The organism is Candidatus Omnitrophota bacterium (assembly GCA_028707125.1).
Taxonomy (GTDB): Bacteria; Omnitrophota; Gorgyraeia; order Gygaellales; family JAQTUX01; genus JAQTUX01.
Genome location: JAQTUX010000001.1, coordinates 511,127 through 534,341, shown reverse-complemented (window position 1 = coordinate 534,341; position 23,215 = coordinate 511,127). Strand labels below are relative to the sequence as shown.

Genomic DNA, 23,215 nt, shown 5'->3' with positions numbered 1-23,215 from the left:
CCCGCGCGAGAGAACCACCCCCGGTATTTACCTTAGTATGCACGGACCAATTGTCTGTGGCTTCCAAGCAATTCTCTCTTTGATGAATCCTTATAAATATACACAACAGCCTCATAGTTATGATAGGGCAAGAATCCCTGCGCCTTGGCAGATTCTATCGTTACCTTTTTGTCTTCCGGTGTTAGATCCTTTGTTACAATTAGGGGATCTCTTCTATTCTTGGGATTTTCACAATATACCTCTAAAAAAGCGCCGTCTTCAAAAGGTTTTCTCGCGGCTAACAACAAAACATACGAATATCCAGCTTCGCCTTCAGTCAATAAGAATCCGGCTCCTTCAGTAACGAAATATTCGGAAGTTACTGGCTGGGGAGTCATCAAATTTGCCTCTTCTAAAGTCGCGCATCCAGCCATCAACATTATTAAAACTAATAGATAGGTTATTCTCCTCATTTCGTCTCCTGCTTTCTCCTAAGGTATCCCCTTACTATCCTATGCCGATTAAATCATTATACCCCTCACCCAGCGTAGCAGCAACAAAAAAACCCAGCTGAATGCTGGGCTAATAATGGAGATGTCACAACTTATTATGTATCAAAGATTAATTTCAAAGAGAACCGTCCCCGCTCCCTGCTGCTTTCTTACTTTTCCTTCCTTCTCTAGTCTAGATATAGCTTTATCTAGCATTGGGCTTGCCTTTCAAAATTACGAATTTATTCTTAAGGACTAGATTAAGAAAACCACCGTCTTTTTTTCTCTCATTTTTAAACTCGTCCTCAGTATAGACGGTAAAGTTAATTTCTCTATTCAGTTTTGCTTCTAAGTTGCGTATATCATCTGTGAAACGGTCGCGGTTAAATTTTCCCACGGCAACTAAATCTATATCGGATGCGCTTGTTTCCCTGTTTTTTGCATACGAACCGTAAATAAAAGCTGAAGTAATACCTCTATATTTTAAGACTATTTCCTTAAGGCTGCCCTCAACCCCTTCAGTTTTAAAAACTATTTTCTTAATCTCTTTGAACAAGGGGTAATCTTTATTAACAGAATATAATTTTACGTTTCCTTTAGCGAATGAAGTGTATAGCCCCTCTTCCTCCAATTTCCTTAGCTCCCTTGATAGATTGCCCGGATCTTCGTCAATAAGACTAGAAAGCTCACGCACATAATAATTCTCATCAATATGAGTAAATGAGTAAGCCAGCAATTTTTTTCTTAATCTTGTATTAAGTAATACTGACATAAAATCAGCTCCTTTGTTGCTATATTTACATCAATTGATGTAAATTATACAACAATATTGATATCTGTCAAGAGTGTTAGCGGCAAAATTTTGCCCGAGAAACCTTTAGAAACTGCCCCGCGCCCCGCCTTCCCGCAGGAAACGGGACACCCGCGCAATTCCTATAAGCGTGGGGTGAGCGCTATCTTTCAAGAAAATCGCCTTTAGTAGTTAACTCTAAGCGATTTTCGCAGTGGCACAGGAAAGTGTTTTATACTTTCCTGTGCCATCAAAAAACTGGCGAACATTTTAGAGGGAGGAAAGTAATTTGAAAAAAATTAGAAGCTAACATATTTTTTATATAAACATAGAAATACCACAATCAGGCCAACAAAGAATCGTATTGTCGTCTTTTCTAATAAACCCCCTAATTGGTCCGTCTTGCGAAATTACAAAACCAACTACACCATAGAAATTACCGACAAAATTTAAAGCTGAGCTATGTCTTGTTCCAAAATTAGCTGTATTTAATTCTTTTCCTCCGGAGTTAAAGCCATCTGAACCTATAATAACCTTACCATTCCATTCTCCTGAGTTAAGGGTAGCCCCGAAAGAAATCGGATTAAAATTACTCGTAATAATTAAAGCGCCATCAACAGATGACAATTGAGCAAGAAAAGATAGACGTTCTGAAAGTAATCTATAAAGCAAAATATCAAAAGGTACACTGTGTCTCACGGGGAGGTTTAGCAGTTTTAAAATTATTTTTTCTATTTCAAGATTGCGATCAAATGGATATTTCTCAACATATCCTTTACTGCATTCTTTTTTCATGTGCCCAGGAACAATTATTAATGTTCCTCCGTGCCCACGAACCGAAACTTCGGAAAGCAAATACTCAATGGAGTCTCTAAAGATATGCCAGTATGAATTCTGGTATTTTTTGTATCCTTCATCTCCCTTAATGCACTCAATTATATAATTCCCCATCGCATGCGAAGTAAATGGGGTCGGGGTTGCTGCAACAAATGTTCCTGCGGTCAAATGTCCTATTCGGCTATCTCCCCGGCTTATGATTAATGAGCCAGGTGAAACAACGGTAACCATCATTAAATCTGGACGAAAATAACTAAATTCTGGCATACCAGCAGAAATTTCATTAAATCGATTGTGGCTTGGTCTAAAGAACATTACTCCCCATATCTCATACTCATTACTATTGCCCTCTCGAGGACCAACAATTAGCGCAGAGATTTTTGGGTCAAATGCAGAAGCTAATTTTGTTATGGACGATTCTATGAAAGGTATACTTTTATCAAAATTAAGAATAAGCTGTTTGCGCTCAGATGTTTTAAGCTCCTGTTCTAATTTATCCTTCGCTAATAACACGGTAGCAAAAGTTAACCATCCACCTTCCTCTCTTTTTAGACTTGCCAGAAATAAGGTTTCAATCATTATCTTTAAATCGGTAATTGAAGGAAGTGGCTTTTTCCTTCTATCCCTGTAAGGATGGTGTTGATCGGATGACCAAGTTTCTAAGATTTTTTTAAAAATATTTTCTTCGAACATTGCCAATTGTTTTCTTTTTATAAACTATTATCTATCTAGGAATTTTCCATCCCAGAACCTTCTTTAGTGTAAAGAAATGTCCATCCTGCGCCATGAAAATTTTGTTGCATCTCTGTAAAGTATCTGTTACCTTCAAGGTCTTTATAATAGATCGTTATTGTTCTATTTTCGGTCTGACCACTTTTTAATTTGAGAGCTATCTCATTTAAATCTAAGCCGTCTTCTATGACAGTCAATTCAACACATCTTTTTTCCTTGCTTCCTAGCGAACGACCTCTATTGTTCGCAGTAATTTGAATCTCTTTACCTTGAGAATTTTTAACAAAAATACTATATCCTACAAAAATGTTTGTTGCGATACCTTCTCCAATATTGCGGAGTTCTGCGCATACCGATAAAACTTTCCCAAGACCTTGATAATCTATTGTCAAGTCACTATTTTCAATATTAATAATATCTAATACCACCACGGGTCTTAAAGTATAACTAACATGTTTAAAAGTAATATCTTTTAATTGCCAGGTTTTCCATGTGTATAAAAGTAGCGCCCACAAAGTAGCTAATAATACTTTACTTTCAAGAATAACGCTCTTAAGGCAAAAGATATAGAACAATGTTAGCAGAAGAATTACTAAAATCGCGTTAGCCAAATAATTTAAGTTATTAGAAATAAGGTCTTTAAATTTTGAGATCTTTTGCTTAGTTCTCACAAATATATTCTTCAAGTTAAATTTTTGATTACACGTATTCACTTAATATCCTCCTCATTACTGGGTAAATCATTAGAAATGGTAGTTATTACACCTTAACTCCCTAAGAAATAAATTAAAAACTGACTGTTTTAGATACTCTCTCCCAGCGCTAGCTTTTCAGAAAACTGCCGCAATTTTTAGGGGAGGGAGATGGCACAAAGTAGAAACCTCTCTTTAATTTTTCTCTCTATTTATTTGAATTATTACCTTCGCTCGGTTTACTAGTATCTTGGGATGAATCCGAAGATTCTTTAAGATTTCCTTCGGAATTTTCTTTGTTTTCTGGCATATTTTCTATCCTCTTAAAATACCACTCTTACAAATTTTCTCTTGACTTTTCTAATGAATATATTATAATCGAAAATGAATCGAAAGTCAAGGGTTATTAAAATGCTTACTAAACGTCAAAAACAGGTACTAGATTTCATAAAAAGCTACAAGGATAAGCACGATTACGCGCCTTCCCTAGAAGAAATCAAAAAACACCTTCGCCTTTCTTCTGTCTCAACGGCCCACTATCATGTCCAAACGCTACAAAATATGGGGTATTTAAGAAAAGAGGAAAACCATCCTCGAGCATTGGATGTTTTTGCCAAACAAAATTTGATCCGAATACCACTTTTAGGCAGAATAGCTGCAGGTACACCAATTGAAGCAGTAGAAGATAGAGAAAGTATAGCTGTTCCTCAAGATAAAATAAAAGCAAGTGACAATTATTTTGCATTAAAAGTAGCTGGCAAAAGCATGATAGAAGAAAATATTGATGATGGTGATATAGTGGTAATAAAACAACAAAGTACGGCTCAGAATGGCGAAAGAATTGTTGCGCTGTTGGAAAATAAAGAAGTCACGCTAAAAAAATTCTATAAAGAAAGAAATAGAATACGGCTAGAACCAGCAAATTCTAACATGGAACCTATTTTAGTAGCCCCCGATCATCTTACTATCCAAGGAATAGTTGTCGATATTATTAAAAGTCCGGCTAGCACAGATAACTCTACAATCACGAATGTATTAGGTAATAAAAAAATCAAGGACTCCGTTAAGACAGATGATTATTTGAAGAAATGGCTAAACACTGTTCAATGCATGGACTGTGTGGAGGGATTGAGAAAATTACCGGATAATTCAATTGATTTAGTCGTTACCTCTCCTCCGTATGATGGCATAAGAGCATATAATGGGTTTACTTATGATCTTCATGCTACTGGGAAAGAGATTTATAGGGTATTAAAAGAAGGCGGGATTACCGCGATGGTTATACAAGACCAAACTAAAAACTTCGGCAAGACATTAACTACATTTAAAACCGTAATTGATTGGTGTGAAAATGTCGGGTTTAAATTATTTGAGACGGTTATTTACAGAAAGCACGGTGGCGAAGGCGCTTGGTGGACAAAAAGATTTAGGGTTGATCATGAATATATACCAATCTTTCTTAAAGGTTCAAGACCGCAATATTTCAATAAAACCCCTCTTAAGATACCGAGTAAGCATGGCGGGAAAACGATGACCGGATGTGCTACTCGCTTGACGAATGGACATACATTGAAATCAAAGAAAGTAACAATCAATCCTGTAAAATGTAGAGGTACAATTTGGGATTATGTGACTTGTGGAGACGGCACACGGTTAAAACATCAGCATCCTGCTACCTTTCCCGATAAGCTACCTGTCGACTTTATTCGCTGCTTTTGCCCACCAGGGGGTATAGTTTTAGATCCATACATGGGCAGCGGAACAACTGCTATCGCTGCTATAAAGCTAGGCAGAAAATACATAGGTTTTGATATCTCTGAAGATTATTGTAAACTGGCAGAAAAACGAACAAAACAAGAGGCGAATGTTGGTCAAAAAGAATTCGAACTTGTTAACATTACATCCTAAGGCAGATTATTTGGTTTTTCCAGGGTGTATTCTAGCGACAGGGTACCTGTGATAGCATAAGATAAAGGATTGCTGTCCATCAAAGGATAGTAGTTTTTTTTACGCGGCATTATTGAGGACTTTGAGAAAATAAATGAATTCATATCATTCCATTGCCAATCGTTAGAATCATACTTCCATCCTGTTAATCCGGATAATAACTTCAACAAATTTTCTATCTTTACTTTCTTATCATCTTCCAAAGCGTAAAATTTTCCTTTATATTGAAAACTTTGAATATCGCCCCTTGAGTTAGATATTTTAAGCTTATCCCCGCCTCTCTTACCGTGATTAATCTCTCTTAATTTCTGGAATAAATCCTTCAACGCAACCATTAATTCATTCACAGAATAATAATTATTATAAAATATTTTATGTAGCGGGTTCTCTAAACAATCTGCTTTTAAAAAATGGAGCCAACTTAAACAATTTTCCGGGAAATTGAATAAGTTCTTAAATGTGCCATCTACAAAAAGCATGGGGCAAATTGCTTTTTCCTGAATATCTATCTTTACACTTTGAGCTAAAATCCCTATAAGAAAATGGATCGTACCAAGCGGGTATTTCAGGTTAAAACTGCTACGAAAATCAAATCCTCTTATATTGTTTGGCTGGATACAATTATTAAAATTATCCCAATTAGACGGTAGATTACGAACATCGAACATAAGCATATGATGCCCTACACTTCTAATGTCTTTCCTAAAGATCTCCATATCTAGAAATACACAGTCCCTTGTCTTTAGGCCCTTTTTTAATATAAGAATCTTGCCATCGTAGAAACCAACTATTTTCCATCCTAGAAAACTAGACATTAATAATCCGCATAAAAACCCATCGCAATCAGGACTTAGTATAACATTCTGATTTTTCTCAACAATCCATGGAAATCTTGATAATATTATCTTGTAATCTATTGTTTCTGACATTATTTTAAAAGGTGTTGAGTTGCAACATTTAGTGCCTTTGCAATTCTCTCTACATTAAGCAAGCTTACATTCCTTTCGCTTCTCTCAATACTGCCAATGTAAGTCCTGTGCAGTCCCGCCCTCTTAGCAAGGTCTTCTTGAGACCAACCCTTGGCCTTTCTTAGCTTTTTGACCCTATCCCCAAATTGCCTTAGTATTTTGCTTTCCATTACTTTTATTATGGCATCATTGCTACTTATTGTCTACGATACTATAAGTAGCATTCTCTATTGACATATATGATGACTATAAGTATCATATTCCTATGAGATATATTCGCTATTACGAAGACCTATTTATGGCAGGAATCGTGGTTACGGTGACACTGTTGCTCTTCTTCTTGTAAAATGAACCTACCCTTTTCGAGCGAATTGCGATTTTAGGCAAAGCAGCTCGAGCAGCGAGGGAACTTTGTGGCCTATAAGGCCCAAAGTGCGAGGACTGTCTGAGCCCTTTTTGTTAAAGCAAAAAGGGCGAGTTCGCAGCACCGAGCTGCGAGAGACCTTTGCCGGCCCTCGTTAGATTTAGGCAAAATCGCACTGAGCGAGAAAAGGGGTAGGTTCATTAGCTACCGAGCGGAAAAAGAGACAGGACCCACTAAACTATGTAGCGGCTTGAATCAGCTCTATTTTCTCCACCCTTGTCAGGCGCTTGATGCGCGCTTCCCTCTTCAAGGCATCGGGTTTGGCAGGACATTCTTCGGAATGGACAAGTTGAACCGGACGGCGGTATTTCGTGAACCTGCAGCCGTTGCCGCTATTGTGAGCTTTGATCCTGCGTTCCAGGTTATTGGTGATACCGGTGTAGAGCTTGCCGTCGCTGCATTCAATGATGTAAACGTGCCAAGGCATATGGGGAGGGATTAAAGAAGTGCTAAGTCCTGGTCCGCCTTTGGCGGCCCAGGACTTTTTTCCTGCAATCAAGAATCAGGGAAAAAAGGTCGAGATATTTAAAACTTAAAATTACCTTGGGGATTTTCTTTTTTTATTTCTTCTTTGATAACATCAATAAACTGATGGGCTGATTTTAACGCGCTCTTAACGTCAGTCATAGAGACGTGAAATTTCCATGGTTCGTAAATAAAATTGTTTCTGTTCTTCCTCATATAGTCAAACTTTTCGGTTAGAGCTTTATATTTATCGCCTAAAAAGTGCGCCGTAAAAGCAACGACTGTCTTATGCTGAAAATTTGTCGTTGGCCTATATCCTTTCATAAATACAAACGCCCTGGCGGCATGGAGCATTGCGGCGTAAGCTTTCTCATAGGCGGTCTCTTCATCTATTGAAAGCAACCTCTCTGCGACTGTCAGGCTTTTCTCCGCAGCTTTTATTACTTTTTCTATCTGGTCGGTCCCTATTTTCTCCGGCTTAATCAGCTTCTTTTCTATATATTCGCTTAAGAAACCGTTAGAGGTCACCTTCGCCCCCCTTAATAAATGTTTTCTTGCCCCTTATGACTTCTAATATAAAGGAATTCTTCTTTTTCTTCTCTTTTCTGTATTCATTTTCCGTATACCGCGTATAATTTATTTCTTTAAATAGTTTTTTTTCTACATCTTTTATCGCATGTATCAATTTATCTTCATCAATGCTATTCCCCATCAAAAATATATCTACATCGCTATCCTGTCTTTCGTCTCCTTTTGCGAAGGACCCGTATATGAAAGCGACTTTAATGCCTTTTATGCCGGATATTGCGTCTCTTACGAAACTTACCACACCCTGGGTTTTATATATAATATTCTTGATCTCCTCATAAAGAGGATTTTGTTTATTCAGGGAAAATAGCTTTATATTGCCGACTTTGCGCTCTTTAAGAATGCTCGAAGCGCTAAGTCTTTTTAGCTCCCTGTGAAGCGTTCCTACCGAGATTTTGTATAGCTTGGCCAACTGGCGGGTGTAATATTCGCTATCGGGAGATTCAACAAAAGCCTTTAGTATGGTTTGGCGGGTCTTTGAACCTATCAGATCTTTTAACATGGCGTTCTCACCTTGAGAACAATTGTACTCATTTTTAGAACAACTGTCAAATCATTTCTTCATAAATCCTTCTTTTCCTGACTCCTAGGGGTGTCGCCAGATAAAATATCCCCGACGGAGATGACCCGTCGGGGATATTTCGTAACTCATTTCATCTCAATAAGTTACAATCAAAGGGGTGGGTGACGGGATTTGAACCCGCGGCCACTTGAGCCACAGTCAAGTGCTCTGAACCAGACTGAGCTACACCCACCATTATCTATCAATTCAAATCGCTGCTTTTATTCTCCGGTTCCTGTGTTTCTCCTGATTCTATGTCCTTCAACTCTGTCTCGTCCTTGCTGAAGGCGCCTTCAACGGACTTCTTCATCTCCCTGCCGATCTCAATGGTACCGCCGACCAAGGCGCGGGATATCTCGGCTGTGCTTTTGATCGTGCCCTTCAGCGCGTTGCTCAAGAACTTAATGGGCAAAGCCAGGAGGTCTTCCGGCCCAAGCTTATTGCCTCTCCGGGCTATCTTCTCATCCACTGCCTGGCGTATGGTGTTGATGCCGAAGCCCGGCTTGTCCATAGTGGTGTTCAGGGTAAAATTCAGCTCCACCTTGCCCTTATCCATCTCGCGGAATATATCCAGCACTGCCGAGGTGATCTTCTCCGCCTTATTGAATTCTTCTCCCTCGGGGCGGGGATTAAATTTTATATCCGTCAGCTCAAGATGGCACCTGGCGGTCAGGTTGTTATTCGCCGCGCTCAGGTTGCTGGAAAAATTCAGGTACGCCTCGTTTATGCGCGCGCCCTCAACGTCAACCCATTCCGAATAATAAGGGCTCAGGTAAACCCCGTCTATGCCGTTGATATTCAGGTCTGCCTGCATATCCCTCTGGAACAGGTTCATCCATCCGGCGAAGTTGAAACTCCCCTCTTTGCCGCCGCCCTGCCAGGGCATGCGCGCGCTGATATTAAAGTTGGTGATGACCGGCTCAGGCGCGAAATAAAAATTCTCTATATCCGCGTTCACGGCGTTAAGATATATGAGCAGGCCTTCCGGCCCGGCATTCCTGTCAACAATATCAATGCTGCCGTCTTTAACGCGCAGGCGCTTTATGACAAACCCTCTGGTGGGCGTCTCATCTTCGGCAACAGCGCGCGCCTCAGAAACCGAAGGCGCTGCCGGAGGAAGCGGTATCTTGCTTACATCAATAGCCGCTGCCTCTATGCCATCGCCCGGCAGCTGCGGCTCTGAATCTATCAGCGGCTTATTGAGTTCCATCGTGAGCTTCGGCCCGCCCAGGTAGACCTCAGAGAACACCAAGTCCCCGAAGATCAACCCGATCACGCTGATGCCGACCCTGAATTCCTTTGCCTCAAACAGGTCCTCTACCTTCAAGTCGTTGAGCGTGACCGTCAAGGGAAACCTGAGCTCGCTTGAGCCGACCGAGATATCCTTGGAGGTCAGGCCCTTCAGTCCGGAGGCGACCATCGCCCTGTAATTAAGGGAAACAAAAACATATACCGCGAGGACCAAAACAGAGCAGGCGCCCAGCGCGATCAGCAGGACCTCCGGCAACAGTTTTTTCTTATTGATCATATATAAATACCCTATCGGGTTTACATCTCAGCGTCCCTGGCCTGATTCGAACAGGCGACCCTCTGCTTAGAAGGCAGATGCTCTATCCAACTGAGCTACAGGGACATTTATCCAGTCGGGGCGACAGGATTCGAACCTGTGACCTTGTGGTCCCAAACCACACGCTCTAGCCAAACTGAGCCACGCCCCGTTCTTTTCTCTATTGCATATCGGAAGAACGGTACCGCCCGCTAATATTTATTACCCGCGGTACCTATATATTTCAAGCATTCAATTATAACACGCCAAAACGCGCTTTTCAACCTCAACCTGCGGCAGCAAGGCGCGGACCAGAAAAAAGATAAATGTTGAACGCCGCCCAGGTCAAGAATACGCAAAGGATATGAATATATAACAATACCGGGTAGGCCGTGGCAAACCTGAACACAACCCTGTGACGCCCCTCAGGCACCTCTATTGCCTGAAAGGTATAATTGGCCCTATGGACGCGCGTCTTTTCTCCGTCTATAAATGCCTGCCAGCCGGGGTGAAAACTCTCCAGCCGCACAAGTAACCCGGGCGCGGGCGCCTTGACCAGGACCTCCAGCTCATTGGGTTTATTGGTTTGTATATAGTCAACCGCCCCTTGCCCCGCGGCCCCATTATCGCCCATATTGTAAAATTCCTCCGAAAGCAAAGCGCCTCTGTCTTGAGTAAAATAGATCAGCGGCCCGCCCACGCCCAATGCCAGCTCATAGCCGTTTTCCGGCAGAAAGCGATTAAGTATATCGTTAAGACGCTTATCCCTGAAGAGCGTGAAATTGAGAAAGGGATTTTTTAATGCCGCCTTCTTGTAAATTAAAGGCGAGATATCCGGAGGCAATGGGTAGGCCTGAGAAGGATAAAGAGACCTTTCCCGGGGATAAACTATATTCGCCGGAGTGACCCGCAACGCCTGCGAGGCGTTGCTCTTGTTATGGCGGACATAAAATAAACTTAAATCCGTTAATAAAACAATGACTGCCAGCCAGAAGAACAGCTGTTTTCTGCCGTTATCCCGCAGTAATTCCTTGAGCCCGAAACCCGACAGGCATATCAGGAAAAAGGCGGCAAATTGGGCCAGCCCGAAAGAATGCCTGATCATATTAAATCCCGGGACATATTTTATCAACAGGCGGTATCCCCAGAAATCATTGCCGCTGCCCAGGAATATGAGCAAGGCAGCGCTAGCGAGGATAGCCCAGGCGCGTCTGTTGCGCCGCCCGAATATAGCCAGCGGCATAAGCAAAAGCGGCACAATGCCGAAATAAAAGGCGTGGTGTATATTCGCGTCGGAAGGAAGATCCTGCTTAAGCAATATCCGATAATCGGACAGCGACGCTTTAACGCCGGGCTGGTAGCCGCTGCGGCCGGGCTCAAGCGCGGCTCCGGCCAGGGCGCCGCCGCGGCTGGGAGACACGTAATTCCGCATCTCCCCGGCCAGGAACATGGCAGGCGATGCCGCCAGCAAAGCGACTGCCAGAGCTAAAAGCATAAATCTATATCCTGAGCCCAATAAACGCAGCGCCGCGGGCAGCAACCTGAAATTAAACGCGAGAAAGAAAAAGACGCAGATGCCGGCCGCCAAAAAGACATAGTGAGGCAGGTAATGATTCAGGGCTATCCCCGAGAAGGCAACGGCGAGAACAAAGCCGTAAATATCTTTTCTCTTAACGGATAAGGCGAGGCAGAAAAGTATATAGGGCAGGTAATACATCGTGGCCAACCCCATGGGCTGGCCCAGGTTTACGATGAACATCCCGCCGAGCATCAAGGCGATGAAAGAGAACAGCGCTGCCTTGAAATTGTCGTATAAGGCCAGAAAGAACAGCAGGCCGCCGACGCAGAAATTGACGAACAAAAACAACCAGAACATATTGAACAGGGCGTGGGCGTTGATGCCGGTAAATTTATTTATCCAGCAAAATAATACCCAGGGCGCCCAGAGAAAATAATTGGAGAACAGATACAGCGGCTCTCCCGCGTTCATATAGGGATTCCAGCCGACCGCGGCGCCGCTGTCCAGCCATTGCTTAAAGATCATCAGAAGGTATTCGTAGGTGAAACGCGTGTCGTGGTAAAACACCTGCCTGCCGCCGAGCAAGTCCTTATTCAGGATAAAGAAATAGATCACGACGCAGGCGATAATGCCGGTTTCCTTCCAGCTGCGCCTGAACAGATAGAACGGCAGCAGGCATACCCCCAGAATAAAAGCCGGATAAAATAATGCCGCGAAACTATGCATGGCGCCTTAATATCTTCCGATCAGTTCCTTGAATTGTAACTTGCATTGATTGAGGAGCTGCCTGATTGAAAGGCCCAGTAGAAGGTTGTGGTCATTATTGGTAAAATACATGCAGCTGGAGCAGCGCTTCGCGTCTCTTACGTGCTCTATCGCCCTCTTCAGCCCCACTTCCTTTATGTTGAGGGGCTTGAATTCATCCATAAGCGCGAAACAGGGATAGACGCGGCCGTCCGCGTCTATTATGAATTTGCTTTTGCCGTAAAAACAGTCAATGGGCTTAAAGCGCGCGGGTATCTCCTCCGGCCTGAGATGCGGCTTGATGTAGGGATAAGGCCAGTTTAAGGCGTTCTCAAGCACGCGGTAAGAAGTAAAAATGGGATAGCCCTTTTTCTTCCAGTGTATGATCTGCCGGATCGCGTCTTTTGTCTCCTCATCGCTCAACATAAGCTCCTGAAATTCCCGGGTCACCCCGCCGCATTGATAGAGGATGCTGAAATACTGGAAGAACCCTATTTCCCTTGCCAGCTTGGCAAGGTATTCAATATCGTCCTTTGTGTATTTGGTGATGGTGGCGTGGATACGCAGGCGGAACCCTTCTCTCTTGGCCAGTTTTATCGCCTCAAGCGTGGGCTTGAATGTGCCCGCGCCCCGGTTGGCCTCATGCCCCTCCTGCCTGCCGTCAAAACTGATGCACAAGCTGTCCACTTTTCTTATCAGGCCGATCTTCTGTTTAAGCAGCAGGCCGTTGGTCACAAGGTGGATATACATCCCCTTTTTCTTTATGTAGTCAACGATCTCGCCGATGTCGTCCCTTAACAGCGTCTCGCCTCCGTGCACCGTCAGCACGCGCGTGCCCAAAGCGTGCAGCTCATCAACGATGCTGATTATCTGCGCGGTGTTGAAATCACTGCCGGCCTTTCTCGCGCAGTATTGGCCGAAGCAATACCTGCATTTCAGGTTGCATTCATTATTTACGACCAGGATCACTATAAGCGGGTCGCTCCTTCCCAGGAGCTTATTGCGGAGCGCGCGGTAGGGATAATTGAACCTGCAGCGTATGGAATCTATGGCGGATATGGACATTGAGATATATTATATCACACTGATTGATATGTAGGAAAAATAGTATATAATAGTCCCATGGCCAAAAAGAAACGCGTCCTTATTTATCTTGCCGCTTTTATACTGCTGGTTGTCGGCTCGCTTTTCTACCTGAATAAATTCTATCTGCCGGTCAAGCTCAGGGCACTTCTCATATCCGGCATTGAAGACGCCACTACCCTGTCCGCGCGCGTGGGCTCCCTGGAATACAACATCATCCGCGGCTTTGTGATAAAGAACATAGGGCTCTCTGAAAAGGGCGCCAACGAAGAGGTATTTTCCTGCGAGGACATCTCTTTCAACTTATTGGTCCTGCCTATTTTCAAACAGAAGAAGATCATAATCCCCTCCATTAAGATCAACAAGCCGCGGCTGAGCGCGGCCATTGACCAGGCCGGACAGCTGAATATTACGCGGTTCCTCAAGCCGGCAAAAACGGATAAGCCCGCGTTTTCCCTGATGATCGGCGGCATTAACATAGCGGACGGCGAGGTTGTGTTCCGGGATAAGCGGTTTGACCCTGAATACAAAAAAGAGATCAACGAGATAAACCTTAAGGCGTCGCTTGATCTGCCGGCTAAAATAGACCTGCGGCTGTCGGCGGCAATGGCGCGGGGACAGGTAACAAGTAAGCTGAATTTAAAAGGGCAGTTCCTTATCGCCAAAAAACAGGGTAACGCCGATATCACGCTCAGCGACCTGCCGCTTTCTGAGATCAAAGAATACTTCCGCATAATCCCCGCCGAGATATCCGGCGTATCGCCGCTGATAAAGGCGTCGCTGAAATTCTCTCAGGATAAGCTTAATATAACGGCGGAGATCCCGCTTAAGGACGCGCGCGTAAAATACAACGAGATCGAAGTTACGGCAAACTGGCTGCTCAAGCCCGATATCTCCCTGCCGCTAAAAGGCGGGGCAACATCGTACAAGGGCAGCATCGCGCTGGAAGATACCAGGGTATCCGGCATACCGCGGATAGGCGAGATCCAGAGCATCAAAGGCGCGCTTACCTTTGACCGGAACCTTGTTGCATATGAAAACATCGTTCTGCGGGTAAAGGAGATCCCCTTCTTAATAAACGGCAAAGCAAAACTGGGCTTTCCTCCCTATATTGAATTGACTGCCTCGGCAGACACCGACGCGGGCACGCTGCTTAAGGCGCTGAAAGATGCTGCCGGAGAGATACCGCTTGATGTGACCGGCAAGATCGCGTTTTCCGCGAATGTGAGCGGAGCGCTAAGCGGAGATATGCCGCTTAAATACGACGGCCGGCTGGCCATCTCTGAGGCGGAATGCGGTTTAAAGGCGCTGCCCGAACCGCTGAAGAACGTGAACGCGGTGGTGGAATTTTCCAAAGATACATTGAGTTGGAAACAGGCGGGTTTTACCTATGAGGAGATGCGGTTTACTTCCGAAGGCGCGCTGACTGACTTTGCCAGGCCGCTCATTGATTTTACCTTAAATAATAATGAGTTGGCGATAAAGAGCAAGCTGGAGATCATCGGCAAACAGATCACGGTCAACTCCTTTAACGCGAGCTACTTTGATTCAATTCTCAACGCGAGCGGCGTGATCACGACCGCCGACACAAGCAGCCCGTTTTTGGACATGGGCCTGGCCGCGGAGATCAACCTGGAGAACCTCGGCTCTGCCCCGCTTCCCCAACAGGTAAAAGACGCGATCGGCCGGATAAAACCCGTGGGCCTGCTTAAAATTGAAGGCACGCTGAAAGGACAGGCGGCTGACTATAAAAACTGGCAGGTGGACGCCGGGATCAGTTCACCCCGAATATCATTATACGGGGTTTCATTAAATACCTTATCTTCAAACATCAGCCAAAGCAACCGCCTGTTAAAGGTCAACGCTAATTCCTCGCTGTACGCCGGCGCGCTTAACCTGGAAGGCGCGGTAAATTTTGCCGCGGAAACGCCTGTGCACAGCCTGAACGCGGGCATAACCAGGGCGGATATCTCGCTTCTGGAAAATGATTTTCCCAAACTCAAAGGCAAGGACTACGCGGGAACGCTCAACGCCTCGCTCAGTTTAAACGGCAGGGGCGCTGATATGGCTCAACTGCAGGGAGACGGCATCGTATCAATAATAGAAGGCAAGATATGGGAGCTGAACCTGCTCAAAGGGCTGGGAAACTTCATATTTGTCCCCGCGTTCCAGAATATCGTCTTCAGCGAAGGGGGCGCTTCTTTTATACTGCGGGACGGCTTTGTCCGCACCGAAGACCTGGCGCTATCCAGCGACTCACTTCATCTGCAGGGAAAGGGCTCCATAGGATTTGACAGCAGCCTTGACTTCACCCTTGAGGCGATAATGAGCGAGGGCCTGCTCAAGGAAACCGGCGACATACGCAAGATCACCACCGCCATATTCGGCGGCCCGGGCATAACCATCAAGATAAGCGGCACGGTCAAAGAGCCGAAATACAGCTTGAAGTCCGCGGTTATGGACCCCATTAAAAATATCAAGAATATTACCGACCTGATCTTCGGCAAATAGACGCCGCGATAAGCGCCCTTGCCTTCTTTAGCGCGCGGAAACGGTGGCTCATTTTGTGTTTGACGAGAGGGCCTAATTGCGCGAAGGTCTTTTTGAACCTGGGGATAAGAAACAGCGGGTCATAGCCGAAGCCGTAACTGCCCCTCGGCGTAAATCCGATCAATCCGGAACAGCTTCCTTCAACCACTCCTATAAGCCCTTTGGCGCCGGCAAGGGCAACGCTCGAGCGGTATCTGGCCTTCCTTTTAGAGAGCGGCACGCCTTCAAGGAGTTTAAGCAGTTTTAAATTATTCTGGTTGTCGCTTTTGTTCTTGCCGGAAAACCTTGAGGAGCGCACGCCGGGCTGATTGCCTAATGCCTCAACCTCAAGCCCGGAATCCTCTCCCAGCGTCAGCTTCCCCGTAAAACGGGCGATCTTGACCGCCTTCTTTACCGCGTTGGCTTTGAATGTCCTGCCGTTCTCAATTATGCGCGGTGCCGCGGGGTAGTCCGACAGGGAGGTAATCTTCAGATCAAGATCCTTAAGCAGTTCCCTGATCTCTTCCAACTTCTTTTTATTTTTAGTGGCGGCTACGAGTTCCGCGCCTTCAGGATCACAACACATCCTTAAGTAATTCCCTTTGGGCGCCTATAAGCTCTTCAATGCCTGACTGCGCCAGCTTCAGCATCTTATCCATCTGCTGCCTGTTGAATGTCTCGCGCTCTGATGTGCCCTGTATCTCTATGAATTCTCCCTTTCCGTTCATCACCACGTTCATATCAACGTCCGCCCTGGAGTCCTCTTCGTAAGTCAGGTCCAGGATAACATGCTCTTCAAGCATGCCCACGCTTATTGCCGCGACAAAGCCGGTTACGGGCAGTTTGTTAAAAGCGCCCTGCTTCTTCAGCCAATTGAGGGCATCAACAAGGGCGACGTAGCTTCCGGTGATAGAGGCGGTGCGCGTGCCTCCGTCCGCCTGTATAACGTCGCAGTCGATCCAGATCGTCCTCTCGCCCATCTCATCCATATCAACCGCCGACCTTAAGGAGCGGCCGACAAGCCGTTTTATCTCATGGGTCCTGCCTGAATTCTTGTCCCTTGATACCCGCGTCTTGCAGGAGCGCGGCAGCATGCCGTATTCGGCGGTAACCCAGCCCACCCCTCTGCCCCGTAAAAATTGCGGCACTGCCTCTTCTACTGTCGCCGTGCAGATGACCCTGGTCTGCCCGATCTCTATCAGGCAGGAGCCCTCCGCGTATTTATTGAAATTCCGTGTTATCTTCACCTTTCGTATTTTATCGTTGGCCCTTCCGTCAGCTCTTACCATCCTTTTACGCTCCTTCCTCCGGGGTCAACCGCCACTATCGCGGGAAAATCCTTCAGCCGAAGGCAGCGCACTGCCTCAGGCCCCAATTCCTCAAATGCCGTTAAAGCGGAAGCTGTTACGCGCCTGCTTAAAAACGCTCCGGCGCCGCCTATTGCCGTGAAATACACCGCTTTATATTTTTTGATCGCGCCGATCACTTCTTTGGAACGCCTGCCCTTGCCGATCATGGCCTTAAGCCCTGCCTTCAGTAAGGCGGGCGTGAACGCGTCCATGCGCGAACTTGTGGTCGGACCGCAAGAACCTATGATCTTTCCCGGCTTAGCCGGCGTAGGCCCGCAATAATACAAAGCCGCCCCCCTTATCTCAAACGGCAGGCGCCTGCCTGACTTAAGCAGCTTGACCAGCCGCTTGTGCGCCTGGTCGCGGGCAGTGTATACGATACCGTTTAAAAACACGGCGTCTCCGGCTTTGAGGCCGGACAGATCTACGTCGCTTAATGGCAAAAATATTCTCTTCATCTTATTATTGCTGAGGCAGAGCGCAGGGCATGGCAGCAAATATTCACGGCAACCGCGAGGCCGGAGATGTGGGTAGGAAATTCTTCTATCGCCGCCGCCAGGCAGGTGCTGCTGCCTCCCAGGCCTGCCGCCCCTATTCCCAGTTTGTTGATGCGCTTCAATAGGTCTTTCTCAATGCCGGCGATAAGGTAGCTGCTGTGCCTCTTGTCCAGAGGGCGAAGCAGCGCCTTTTTTGCCAGGAGACAGGCGTAATCCGCGGTCCCGCCTATTCCGATACCGACTATGTAAGGAGGGCAGGCATCAGGCCCCGCGTCTTTTACCCTGTCCACTATGTATTCTTCTATCTCCTCAATGCCGGCTGTGGGTTTGAACATCCTTAAACTGCTCTTATTCTCCGAACCAAACCCCTTAGGCAAGACCGTGATCTTAAGCGACGCGCCGTTTACGTAATCAAAATGTATTACCGCCGGAGAAGGACGCGCGGGCGCCTTTCTCGTCAAGGGATCGGCTATTATTGAACCGCGCAGGAAACCTTGCCTGTATCCCTTTTCCACACCCCTAATTATGGCATTCTTTATATTGCCGCTTAACGCCGCCCTGCTGCCTGTCTCTACGAATACGACCGGCATCCCGGTATCCTGGCATAAGGCGATGCCCTCCCCGCGCGCGATAGAGGCGTTTTCTATCAGGACGCGGAGCGCGTACTTTGCCCCCTTATTTTTCTCCCGCCTCAATGCCGCCTTCAACGCCCTCAATACGTCCGGCCTTAAACGCGTGTTTGCCTTGACGCACAGGCCCGCGACTGTGTTGATAATTTTATTTTCTGTGATCATGCCTTCTTTCCGTAACTCCTGCGCACTATCGTGGTGATGCCGCCGCGCGGATTAAACACCCCTTCTATCTCTGCCCAGCGCGGCTTTACCGCCCTGATAAAATCATCCAGCATCCTGTTAATGACATGTTCATGAAATATCCCCACATTGCGAAAAGAATATACGTAATATTTGAATGACTTCAACTCTACGCAGTATTTGACCGGCGAATACCTGATGGTTATGGCGGCAAAATCAGGCAGGCCGGTCTTGGGGCAGATGCAGGTGAATTCCGGCTCTTTTATCTCTATCTCGTATTTCCTGTCGGGATACTGGTTCTCCCAGGCCTCTATGGTAGGCGTCTTCATTTTTCTTACGCCTCTCTGCAGGTTTTCGTAGGATGATTTCATTACCTGACCCCCAGCAGTTTGTGCGCCTGTATCCCGCTTGTTACGTTGGATAGGCGGCTGGCAGCGATCTCCCTGTATCTCGATATCTTGTCCTCTAAGCCCGCCTCGTAGAAATTCTCCTGAAGCACAAGCGGTATGTCCCTGTCTATCTCCGCGATGATATCTACCGCCTTGTTCAGGTCCTGCCCCTCTGTATCGCGGCAGATAACCGCTTTGACGTAGGCGTTTTTTTTCCGCGCTATTTCAAGAAACCTGCTGTGCTCCTGCCACACCGGCCGGCAGCCGGTAGAAGACGGCAGCTTAAAATCCATTGAGACAATATCTATATCGTCGATCATTCCGCGCAGCTCCTCGTATAATATGCCGTTTGTTTCCAGAAAAATATTATGGCCCAGCGGCTTGAGATGCTTCAAGAGTTCCTTCAGGAAAGGCGTCTGTTCAAGCGGCTCGCCTCCGGTAAGCGATACGCTGTGAAACCTGCCTTCAAAGCCGGACACTTCAACAGCCAGAGCAGAGGCGGAAAATTCCTTAAAAGAAGCCGGCGCTGTATCGCAAAAGCGGCAGTTAAGGCCACAGCCGAAAAAACGCACAAATATCTGCCGCTTGCCCTGATACAGCCCCTCTCCCTGAATGCTCTCAAAAATCTCCGCTATTTTCGCGATCATCTCAATAATGGATCCTTGGCCCCTGCCTCTCTGAAACCCTTTGCCCGCAAGCGGCAGCTGTCGCATTTCCCGCAGGGACCGGCCTTGCCGATGTAACAGGAAGAAGTAAACTCATAAGGCACGCCCAGCCGCGTCCCGATCTTTATGATCTCGGCCTTGCTTTTATTTATTAAAGGCGCGATTATCTTTAAGGGCTTGCCTTCAACCCCTTTTTTTGTCCCGGCCCTGAATACCCGCTCAAGCGCCCTGAAAAAACTCTTCCTGCAATCCGGGTAACCGGAAAAATCTATCTCGTTGGCGCCGATGAATACCGCATCCGCGCCGGATGCCTCCGCGTATGAGGCGGCGAAACTCAAAAAGATCAGGTTTCTGGAAGGGACGTATGTGGCGGGGATCCCCGGGCAAACCCCTGTTTTCCTTATCCGTATTTTCCTATCCAGCAGAGCCGAGCCCTTCCAGGGCATGCTGATCTTCATTATTGTATATGGGCATTTAGCGAGGCGGCAGATCTTCTTCGCGGATCCGATCTCGCGCCTGTGCCTCTGGCCGTAATCAAAGATCAGCGCTTGAGGGCTAAAACCCCTTGCCCCGGCTATAAAAAGAGTTGTGGCAGAATCAAGCCCGCCCGAAAGCAGGACTATCGCCTTCTTCATGGAGAATAGATCGCAGAGGCGTTCTCGCTCTCCCAGACCCGCGCCTGTTTCAGCAGGACGCCTTTACGCCGCAGGCGCGCGAAAAGCTCTTCATAAATATACCTGGCTATGTTCTCTGAGCTGGGGTTATGCTTCCTGAAATAGGGGATCCTGTTGAGGTATTTATGGTCGAGCCCGTCGAGGGTATCCTTAAGTATCTTCTTCAGCGACCTGAAGTCAATGGCCAGGCCCACGTTATCCAGTTTATCGGCGGCAACACGGATCTCAACCTTCCAGTTGTGGCCGTGCAGGTCCTCGCACCTGCCGCGATATCCCTTGAGGTTGTGCGCCGAACTGAAGCTGTCTTCAATCCTTAATTCAAACGGCATTACTATACCCTCACCATTTCCACATTATTGATCTTCCTGCCCAGAAATGTCTCTGCCAGTCCGCTGAACCATTCCGGGTTATCGCTCACGAAAAAATTATGCCTGCCGCCCCGGCCTTTATTTAACAGGCCGTCCTGGATCAATATCTTTTTAACTTCTATGGCGACTTGTTTGGCGGAATCTATCAAAGTGACTTCCCTGCCCAGCACTTCCTTAATGATGCCTTTAAGCAAGGGATAATGCGTGCAGCCCAGTATGACCGTGTCTACGCGGGCATCCTTCAAGGGCTTAAGATACGCGCGGGCCACACTAAGCACAACTTCGCCGGAAAGCCAGCCCTCTTCCACAAAAGGGACAAATAAAGGGCAGGCAACAGCGGTCACCTTGACTTGAGGGTCAAGCTGCTTTATTTCATATTCGTATGACCTGCTCCTTATGGTGCCGCGCGTGCCGATGACGCCGACGCGTTTATTCTGCGTGGCGTAAACCGCCTCTCTCACTCCCGGAGATATGACGCCTACCACCGGCACCTTAAAATGCGCCTTGATCACCGGCAGCGCTACGCTGGAGGCGGTATTACAGGCAACGCAGATAAGCTTTACGTCGTGTTTAAGCAAAAACAGCGTGTTCTCAACGGAAAACCTTATTACCGTTTCTTTGGATTTTATGCCGTAAGGCACGCGGGCGGTGTCGCCGAAATAGACAATGTCCTCGCAGGGAAGCTGATGGATCAATTCCCTGGCTACGGTAAGCCCGCCTACCCCTGAATCAAATACCCCGATCGCCTGCCTCAAGCCTACGCCCCTCCCCGGTAATATCCCGAATCAGCATAATTCATTATGCCGCCGGCAATGCTGTCGGCGATCTGCTGCCTGTAATATCCGTTCCTGAGCAAACGCTCCTCTTTACTATTGGAGAGGAAACCCACCTCAACCAGCACCGCCGGCATGCGCGCGCCCTTCAGGACAAAAAACTTCGCGCCCTTTACGCCCAGTATCTTAAGCCCCATATACTTGTTCGCTTCCCTGGTTATGCTCTTTGCCAGGCCTATTGAATCAGAGCGGTTCTGGGTAAAATAGAGGTCCCAGAGCGTGGCCCTGAGCGACTCCGACGGGACAGCTATGTCGCCGTCCATGGGAGAAGAGGCGGTATTCATGGCAGTGGTATAAGCCCGGTTAGAATCGTCCACCGTAGAGGTAAGATAATACACTTCAAAACCGTTGACATACTTTGAACGGTTGGCGTTACTGTGAATGCTTATGAACAGGTCCGCGCCCGACCTGTTGGCGATACGGGAGCGCTCGCCCAGTGTAATAAAGATATCACTTGCCCTTGTCAATATGACTTCAAAGCCTTCGGACTCAAGGCGCTTTTTCAAGCGCTTTACGATATCAAAGTTCACGTCTTTCTCCCTTAACCCCCCTCTTCCTATCGCCCCGGGGTCCTTGCCGCCGTGGCCGGCATCCAGCACTATCCTTTTGATCCTCCTTGCCCTGGCCGGGGCAGCAGGCCCCTCAAACAGCGAGCTGAACAGGGAAGTCCTCAGGCCCTGCGGTATGACCACGATGCCCCTGTAGGCCCGCACAGGCATTTCAATGCGCCGGGGAGAACCGTCTATCTGGATCCAGCTGCTGCCCACCGCCATTTTAACTGTATGGTTGTTTTTATAAAGGGAGATCTGGCGCGTGAGCGTATCATATTCCCACTTTACGCCCATCTTCTCGCATACGGATATGAGCGGAAGATAGGATGTGCCGTTAAGGGAATAACGCGGCATACCTTCAATGCGTGAAGGGACAGTGGCGCAGCCGGTCAACAAATAACTGCCCGCAAGCAACAGGCAGCAGTAAAGGAATACGCGATTTCTAAAGATATTATGCATTAAGCTTTCTTGTTAGGCACTACACTCGTTTAAGATACTTAACTCGCTGCGCTGCTTGTCGCAGCGCTACGCTCGTTAAGTATCCACCAACTTTTTCCTTGTCGGAAAAAGTTGGTGGAGGTGGCGGGACACTTATCTATTTGTTTTCCAAATAGCGTGGACTATCTCTTCATCCGCCTAAATCCCTGACGGAGCCTGGCATATTATAAGAGGCATATATTTACCGCTGGTTAAGCCTTCTGATCTCGGCAACCAACTGCATCTTTTTTTGCAGCAACGCAGGAGTATATCTTCCGTTACGATGCGTGACAGACTTATACTTCTGCAGTATCAATTCTGCCTGTGGTTTCTTTACGATCAGGTATTCGCCTATTTCGCCGAGAAAACGTAAAGCCCTATCCTGTCTTATGTTTAAGACATAGGAATCATTGTGATGCGGCAATCTTTTCTTCTTCGAACAAATATTGCCGCCCACCAGAGACTTAATCCACTTCAGAAGCCCCAAATTATTATTAGCAATCCCAACAAAAGGGATATGCGTCTCATTTTTATGGTGCTTCATCAAGGTTACAGTCCCTTCGCCATCAACGATTCCCGCGATATACGCTTTCTCGACTTCTTCCAACGGTATCGCCTCCTATCGCCTCTTAAAAGAGGCAGTCTCTGCAGGGCTCATCACCCCTCAGGGTTGCCCTCGTCTCTACGTTAGGGTTTCCCTGATG

Annotated in this window: 25 protein-coding genes and 3 tRNA genes; 2 read left to right on the top strand and 26 right to left on the bottom strand. The window is 46.7% G+C overall.

The window, feature by feature from the left end; translation table 11 throughout:
- Positions 1–32 precede the first annotated feature (32 nt).
- The 4 genes from PHR44_02455 to PHR44_02440 form a co-directional block, all read right to left on the bottom strand.
- Positions 33–452: a hypothetical protein gene (locus PHR44_02455; GenBank protein ID MDD4909530.1), complete on the bottom strand. Its 420-nt coding sequence runs from the start codon at positions 450–452 to the stop codon at positions 33–35.
- Positions 453–675: 223 nt separating this feature from the next.
- Complete coding sequence (locus tag PHR44_02450; GenBank protein ID MDD4909529.1) at positions 676–1,242, bottom strand: nucleotidyltransferase domain-containing protein; 567 nt, start codon at positions 1,240–1,242, stop codon at positions 676–678.
- A gap of 336 nt (positions 1,243–1,578) precedes the next feature.
- Positions 1,579–2,790, bottom strand: coding sequence for a hypothetical protein (locus PHR44_02445; protein ID MDD4909528.1), 1,212 nt, complete (start codon positions 2,788–2,790; stop codon positions 1,579–1,581).
- A gap of 35 nt (positions 2,791–2,825) precedes the next feature.
- Complete coding sequence (locus PHR44_02440) at positions 2,826–3,500, bottom strand: hypothetical protein (protein MDD4909527.1); 675 nt, start codon at positions 3,498–3,500, stop codon at positions 2,826–2,828.
- A gap of 432 nt (positions 3,501–3,932) precedes the next feature.
- On the opposite strand from PHR44_02440, the gene lexA reads away from it, so the two are divergent.
- Positions 3,933–5,429 (top strand): transcriptional repressor LexA, encoded by a 1,497-nt coding sequence (gene lexA, locus PHR44_02435; GenBank protein ID MDD4909526.1) that lies wholly within the window; start codon positions 3,933–3,935, stop codon positions 5,427–5,429.
- Here lexA and PHR44_02430 read toward each other — a convergent pair.
- The 11 genes from PHR44_02430 to PHR44_02380 form a co-directional block, all read right to left on the bottom strand.
- A complete protein-coding gene (locus tag PHR44_02430; GenBank protein ID MDD4909525.1) occupies positions 5,426–6,397 on the bottom strand; it encodes a hypothetical protein in 972 nt (323 codons plus the stop codon). The genes lexA and PHR44_02430 overlap by 4 nt on opposite strands.
- Positions 6,397–6,606, bottom strand: coding sequence for a helix-turn-helix transcriptional regulator (locus PHR44_02425; protein ID MDD4909524.1), 210 nt, complete (start codon positions 6,604–6,606; stop codon positions 6,397–6,399). The genes PHR44_02430 and PHR44_02425 overlap by 1 nt, the downstream gene beginning before the upstream one ends.
- A gap of 432 nt (positions 6,607–7,038) precedes the next feature.
- Positions 7,039–7,287, bottom strand: coding sequence for a GIY-YIG nuclease family protein (locus PHR44_02420; GenBank protein ID MDD4909523.1), 249 nt, complete (start codon positions 7,285–7,287; stop codon positions 7,039–7,041).
- A 98-nt stretch (positions 7,288–7,385) separates the two neighbouring features.
- On the bottom strand, positions 7,386–7,853 hold the full coding sequence (locus PHR44_02415) for a HEPN domain-containing protein (GenBank protein ID MDD4909522.1): 468 nt from the start codon (positions 7,851–7,853) through the stop codon (positions 7,386–7,388).
- Positions 7,843–8,415 (bottom strand): nucleotidyltransferase domain-containing protein, encoded by a 573-nt coding sequence (locus PHR44_02410; GenBank protein ID MDD4909521.1) that lies wholly within the window; start codon positions 8,413–8,415, stop codon positions 7,843–7,845. Before PHR44_02410 ends, PHR44_02415 begins: the two co-directional genes overlap by 11 nt.
- 177 nt (positions 8,416–8,592) lie before the next feature.
- A tRNA-His gene (locus tag PHR44_02405) sits at positions 8,593–8,668 on the bottom strand.
- Between the two features lie 9 nt (positions 8,669–8,677).
- The gene (locus PHR44_02400; GenBank protein ID MDD4909520.1) at positions 8,678–10,003 is read right to left on the bottom strand and encodes a DUF748 domain-containing protein; all 1,326 of its coding nucleotides are present in this window, start codon (positions 10,001–10,003) and stop codon (positions 8,678–8,680) included.
- Between the two features lie 31 nt (positions 10,004–10,034).
- A tRNA-Arg gene (locus tag PHR44_02395) sits at positions 10,035–10,108 on the bottom strand.
- 10 nt (positions 10,109–10,118) lie between these two features.
- Positions 10,119–10,193, bottom strand: a tRNA-Pro gene (locus PHR44_02390).
- A gap of 114 nt (positions 10,194–10,307) precedes the next feature.
- The gene (locus PHR44_02385; GenBank protein ID MDD4909519.1) at positions 10,308–12,266 is read right to left on the bottom strand and encodes a YfhO family protein; all 1,959 of its coding nucleotides are present in this window, start codon (positions 12,264–12,266) and stop codon (positions 10,308–10,310) included.
- Between the two features lie 6 nt (positions 12,267–12,272).
- Positions 12,273–13,349, bottom strand: a complete 1,077-nt coding sequence (locus tag PHR44_02380) for a radical SAM protein (GenBank protein ID MDD4909518.1) — start codon at positions 13,347–13,349, stop codon at positions 12,273–12,275.
- A gap of 57 nt (positions 13,350–13,406) precedes the next feature.
- Between PHR44_02380 and PHR44_02375 the strand changes: the two genes are divergently transcribed.
- Entirely contained in the window at positions 13,407–15,878 is a 2,472-nt protein-coding gene (locus PHR44_02375) for an AsmA family protein (GenBank protein ID MDD4909517.1), read from the top strand.
- Here the strand turns inward: PHR44_02375 and rdgB are convergent.
- From rdgB to PHR44_02320, 11 genes are all read right to left on the bottom strand, one after another.
- Positions 15,853–16,482: an RdgB/HAM1 family non-canonical purine NTP pyrophosphatase gene (gene rdgB / locus PHR44_02370; protein MDD4909516.1), complete on the bottom strand. Its 630-nt coding sequence runs from the start codon at positions 16,480–16,482 to the stop codon at positions 15,853–15,855. The genes PHR44_02375 and rdgB overlap by 26 nt on opposite strands.
- Positions 16,472–17,185, bottom strand: a complete 714-nt coding sequence (rph, locus tag PHR44_02365) for a ribonuclease PH (GenBank protein ID MDD4909515.1) — start codon at positions 17,183–17,185, stop codon at positions 16,472–16,474. Before rph ends, rdgB begins: the two co-directional genes overlap by 11 nt.
- Complete coding sequence (locus PHR44_02360) at positions 17,179–17,703, bottom strand: FumA C-terminus/TtdB family hydratase beta subunit (GenBank protein ID MDD4909514.1); 525 nt, start codon at positions 17,701–17,703, stop codon at positions 17,179–17,181. Before PHR44_02360 ends, rph begins: the two co-directional genes overlap by 7 nt.
- Positions 17,700–18,536, bottom strand: coding sequence for a fumarate hydratase (locus PHR44_02355; protein ID MDD4909513.1), 837 nt, complete (start codon positions 18,534–18,536; stop codon positions 17,700–17,702). Before PHR44_02355 ends, PHR44_02360 begins: the two co-directional genes overlap by 4 nt.
- Positions 18,533–18,925: a preQ(1) synthase gene (gene queF, locus PHR44_02350; protein ID MDD4909512.1), complete on the bottom strand. Its 393-nt coding sequence runs from the start codon at positions 18,923–18,925 to the stop codon at positions 18,533–18,535. The genes PHR44_02355 and queF overlap by 4 nt, the downstream gene beginning before the upstream one ends.
- Positions 18,925–19,590, bottom strand: coding sequence for a 7-carboxy-7-deazaguanine synthase QueE (locus tag PHR44_02345; protein MDD4909511.1), 666 nt, complete (start codon positions 19,588–19,590; stop codon positions 18,925–18,927). The genes queF and PHR44_02345 overlap by 1 nt, the downstream gene beginning before the upstream one ends.
- Entirely contained in the window at positions 19,587–20,243 is a 657-nt protein-coding gene (queC, locus tag PHR44_02340) for a 7-cyano-7-deazaguanine synthase QueC (protein MDD4909510.1), read from the bottom strand. Before queC ends, PHR44_02345 begins: the two co-directional genes overlap by 4 nt.
- Entirely contained in the window at positions 20,240–20,611 is a 372-nt protein-coding gene (gene queD, locus PHR44_02335) for a 6-carboxytetrahydropterin synthase QueD (GenBank protein MDD4909509.1), read from the bottom strand. Before queD ends, queC begins: the two co-directional genes overlap by 4 nt.
- 2 nt (positions 20,612–20,613) lie before the next feature.
- Entirely contained in the window at positions 20,614–21,405 is a 792-nt protein-coding gene (gene murI, locus PHR44_02330; protein ID MDD4909508.1) for a glutamate racemase, read from the bottom strand.
- 2 nt (positions 21,406–21,407) lie between these two features.
- Positions 21,408–22,493, bottom strand: coding sequence for an N-acetylmuramoyl-L-alanine amidase (locus tag PHR44_02325; GenBank protein MDD4909507.1), 1,086 nt, complete (start codon positions 22,491–22,493; stop codon positions 21,408–21,410).
- A 220-nt stretch (positions 22,494–22,713) separates the two neighbouring features.
- A complete protein-coding gene (locus tag PHR44_02320; protein MDD4909506.1) occupies positions 22,714–23,118 on the bottom strand; it encodes an LAGLIDADG family homing endonuclease in 405 nt (134 codons plus the stop codon).
- Positions 23,119–23,215: the final 97 nt, after the last annotated feature.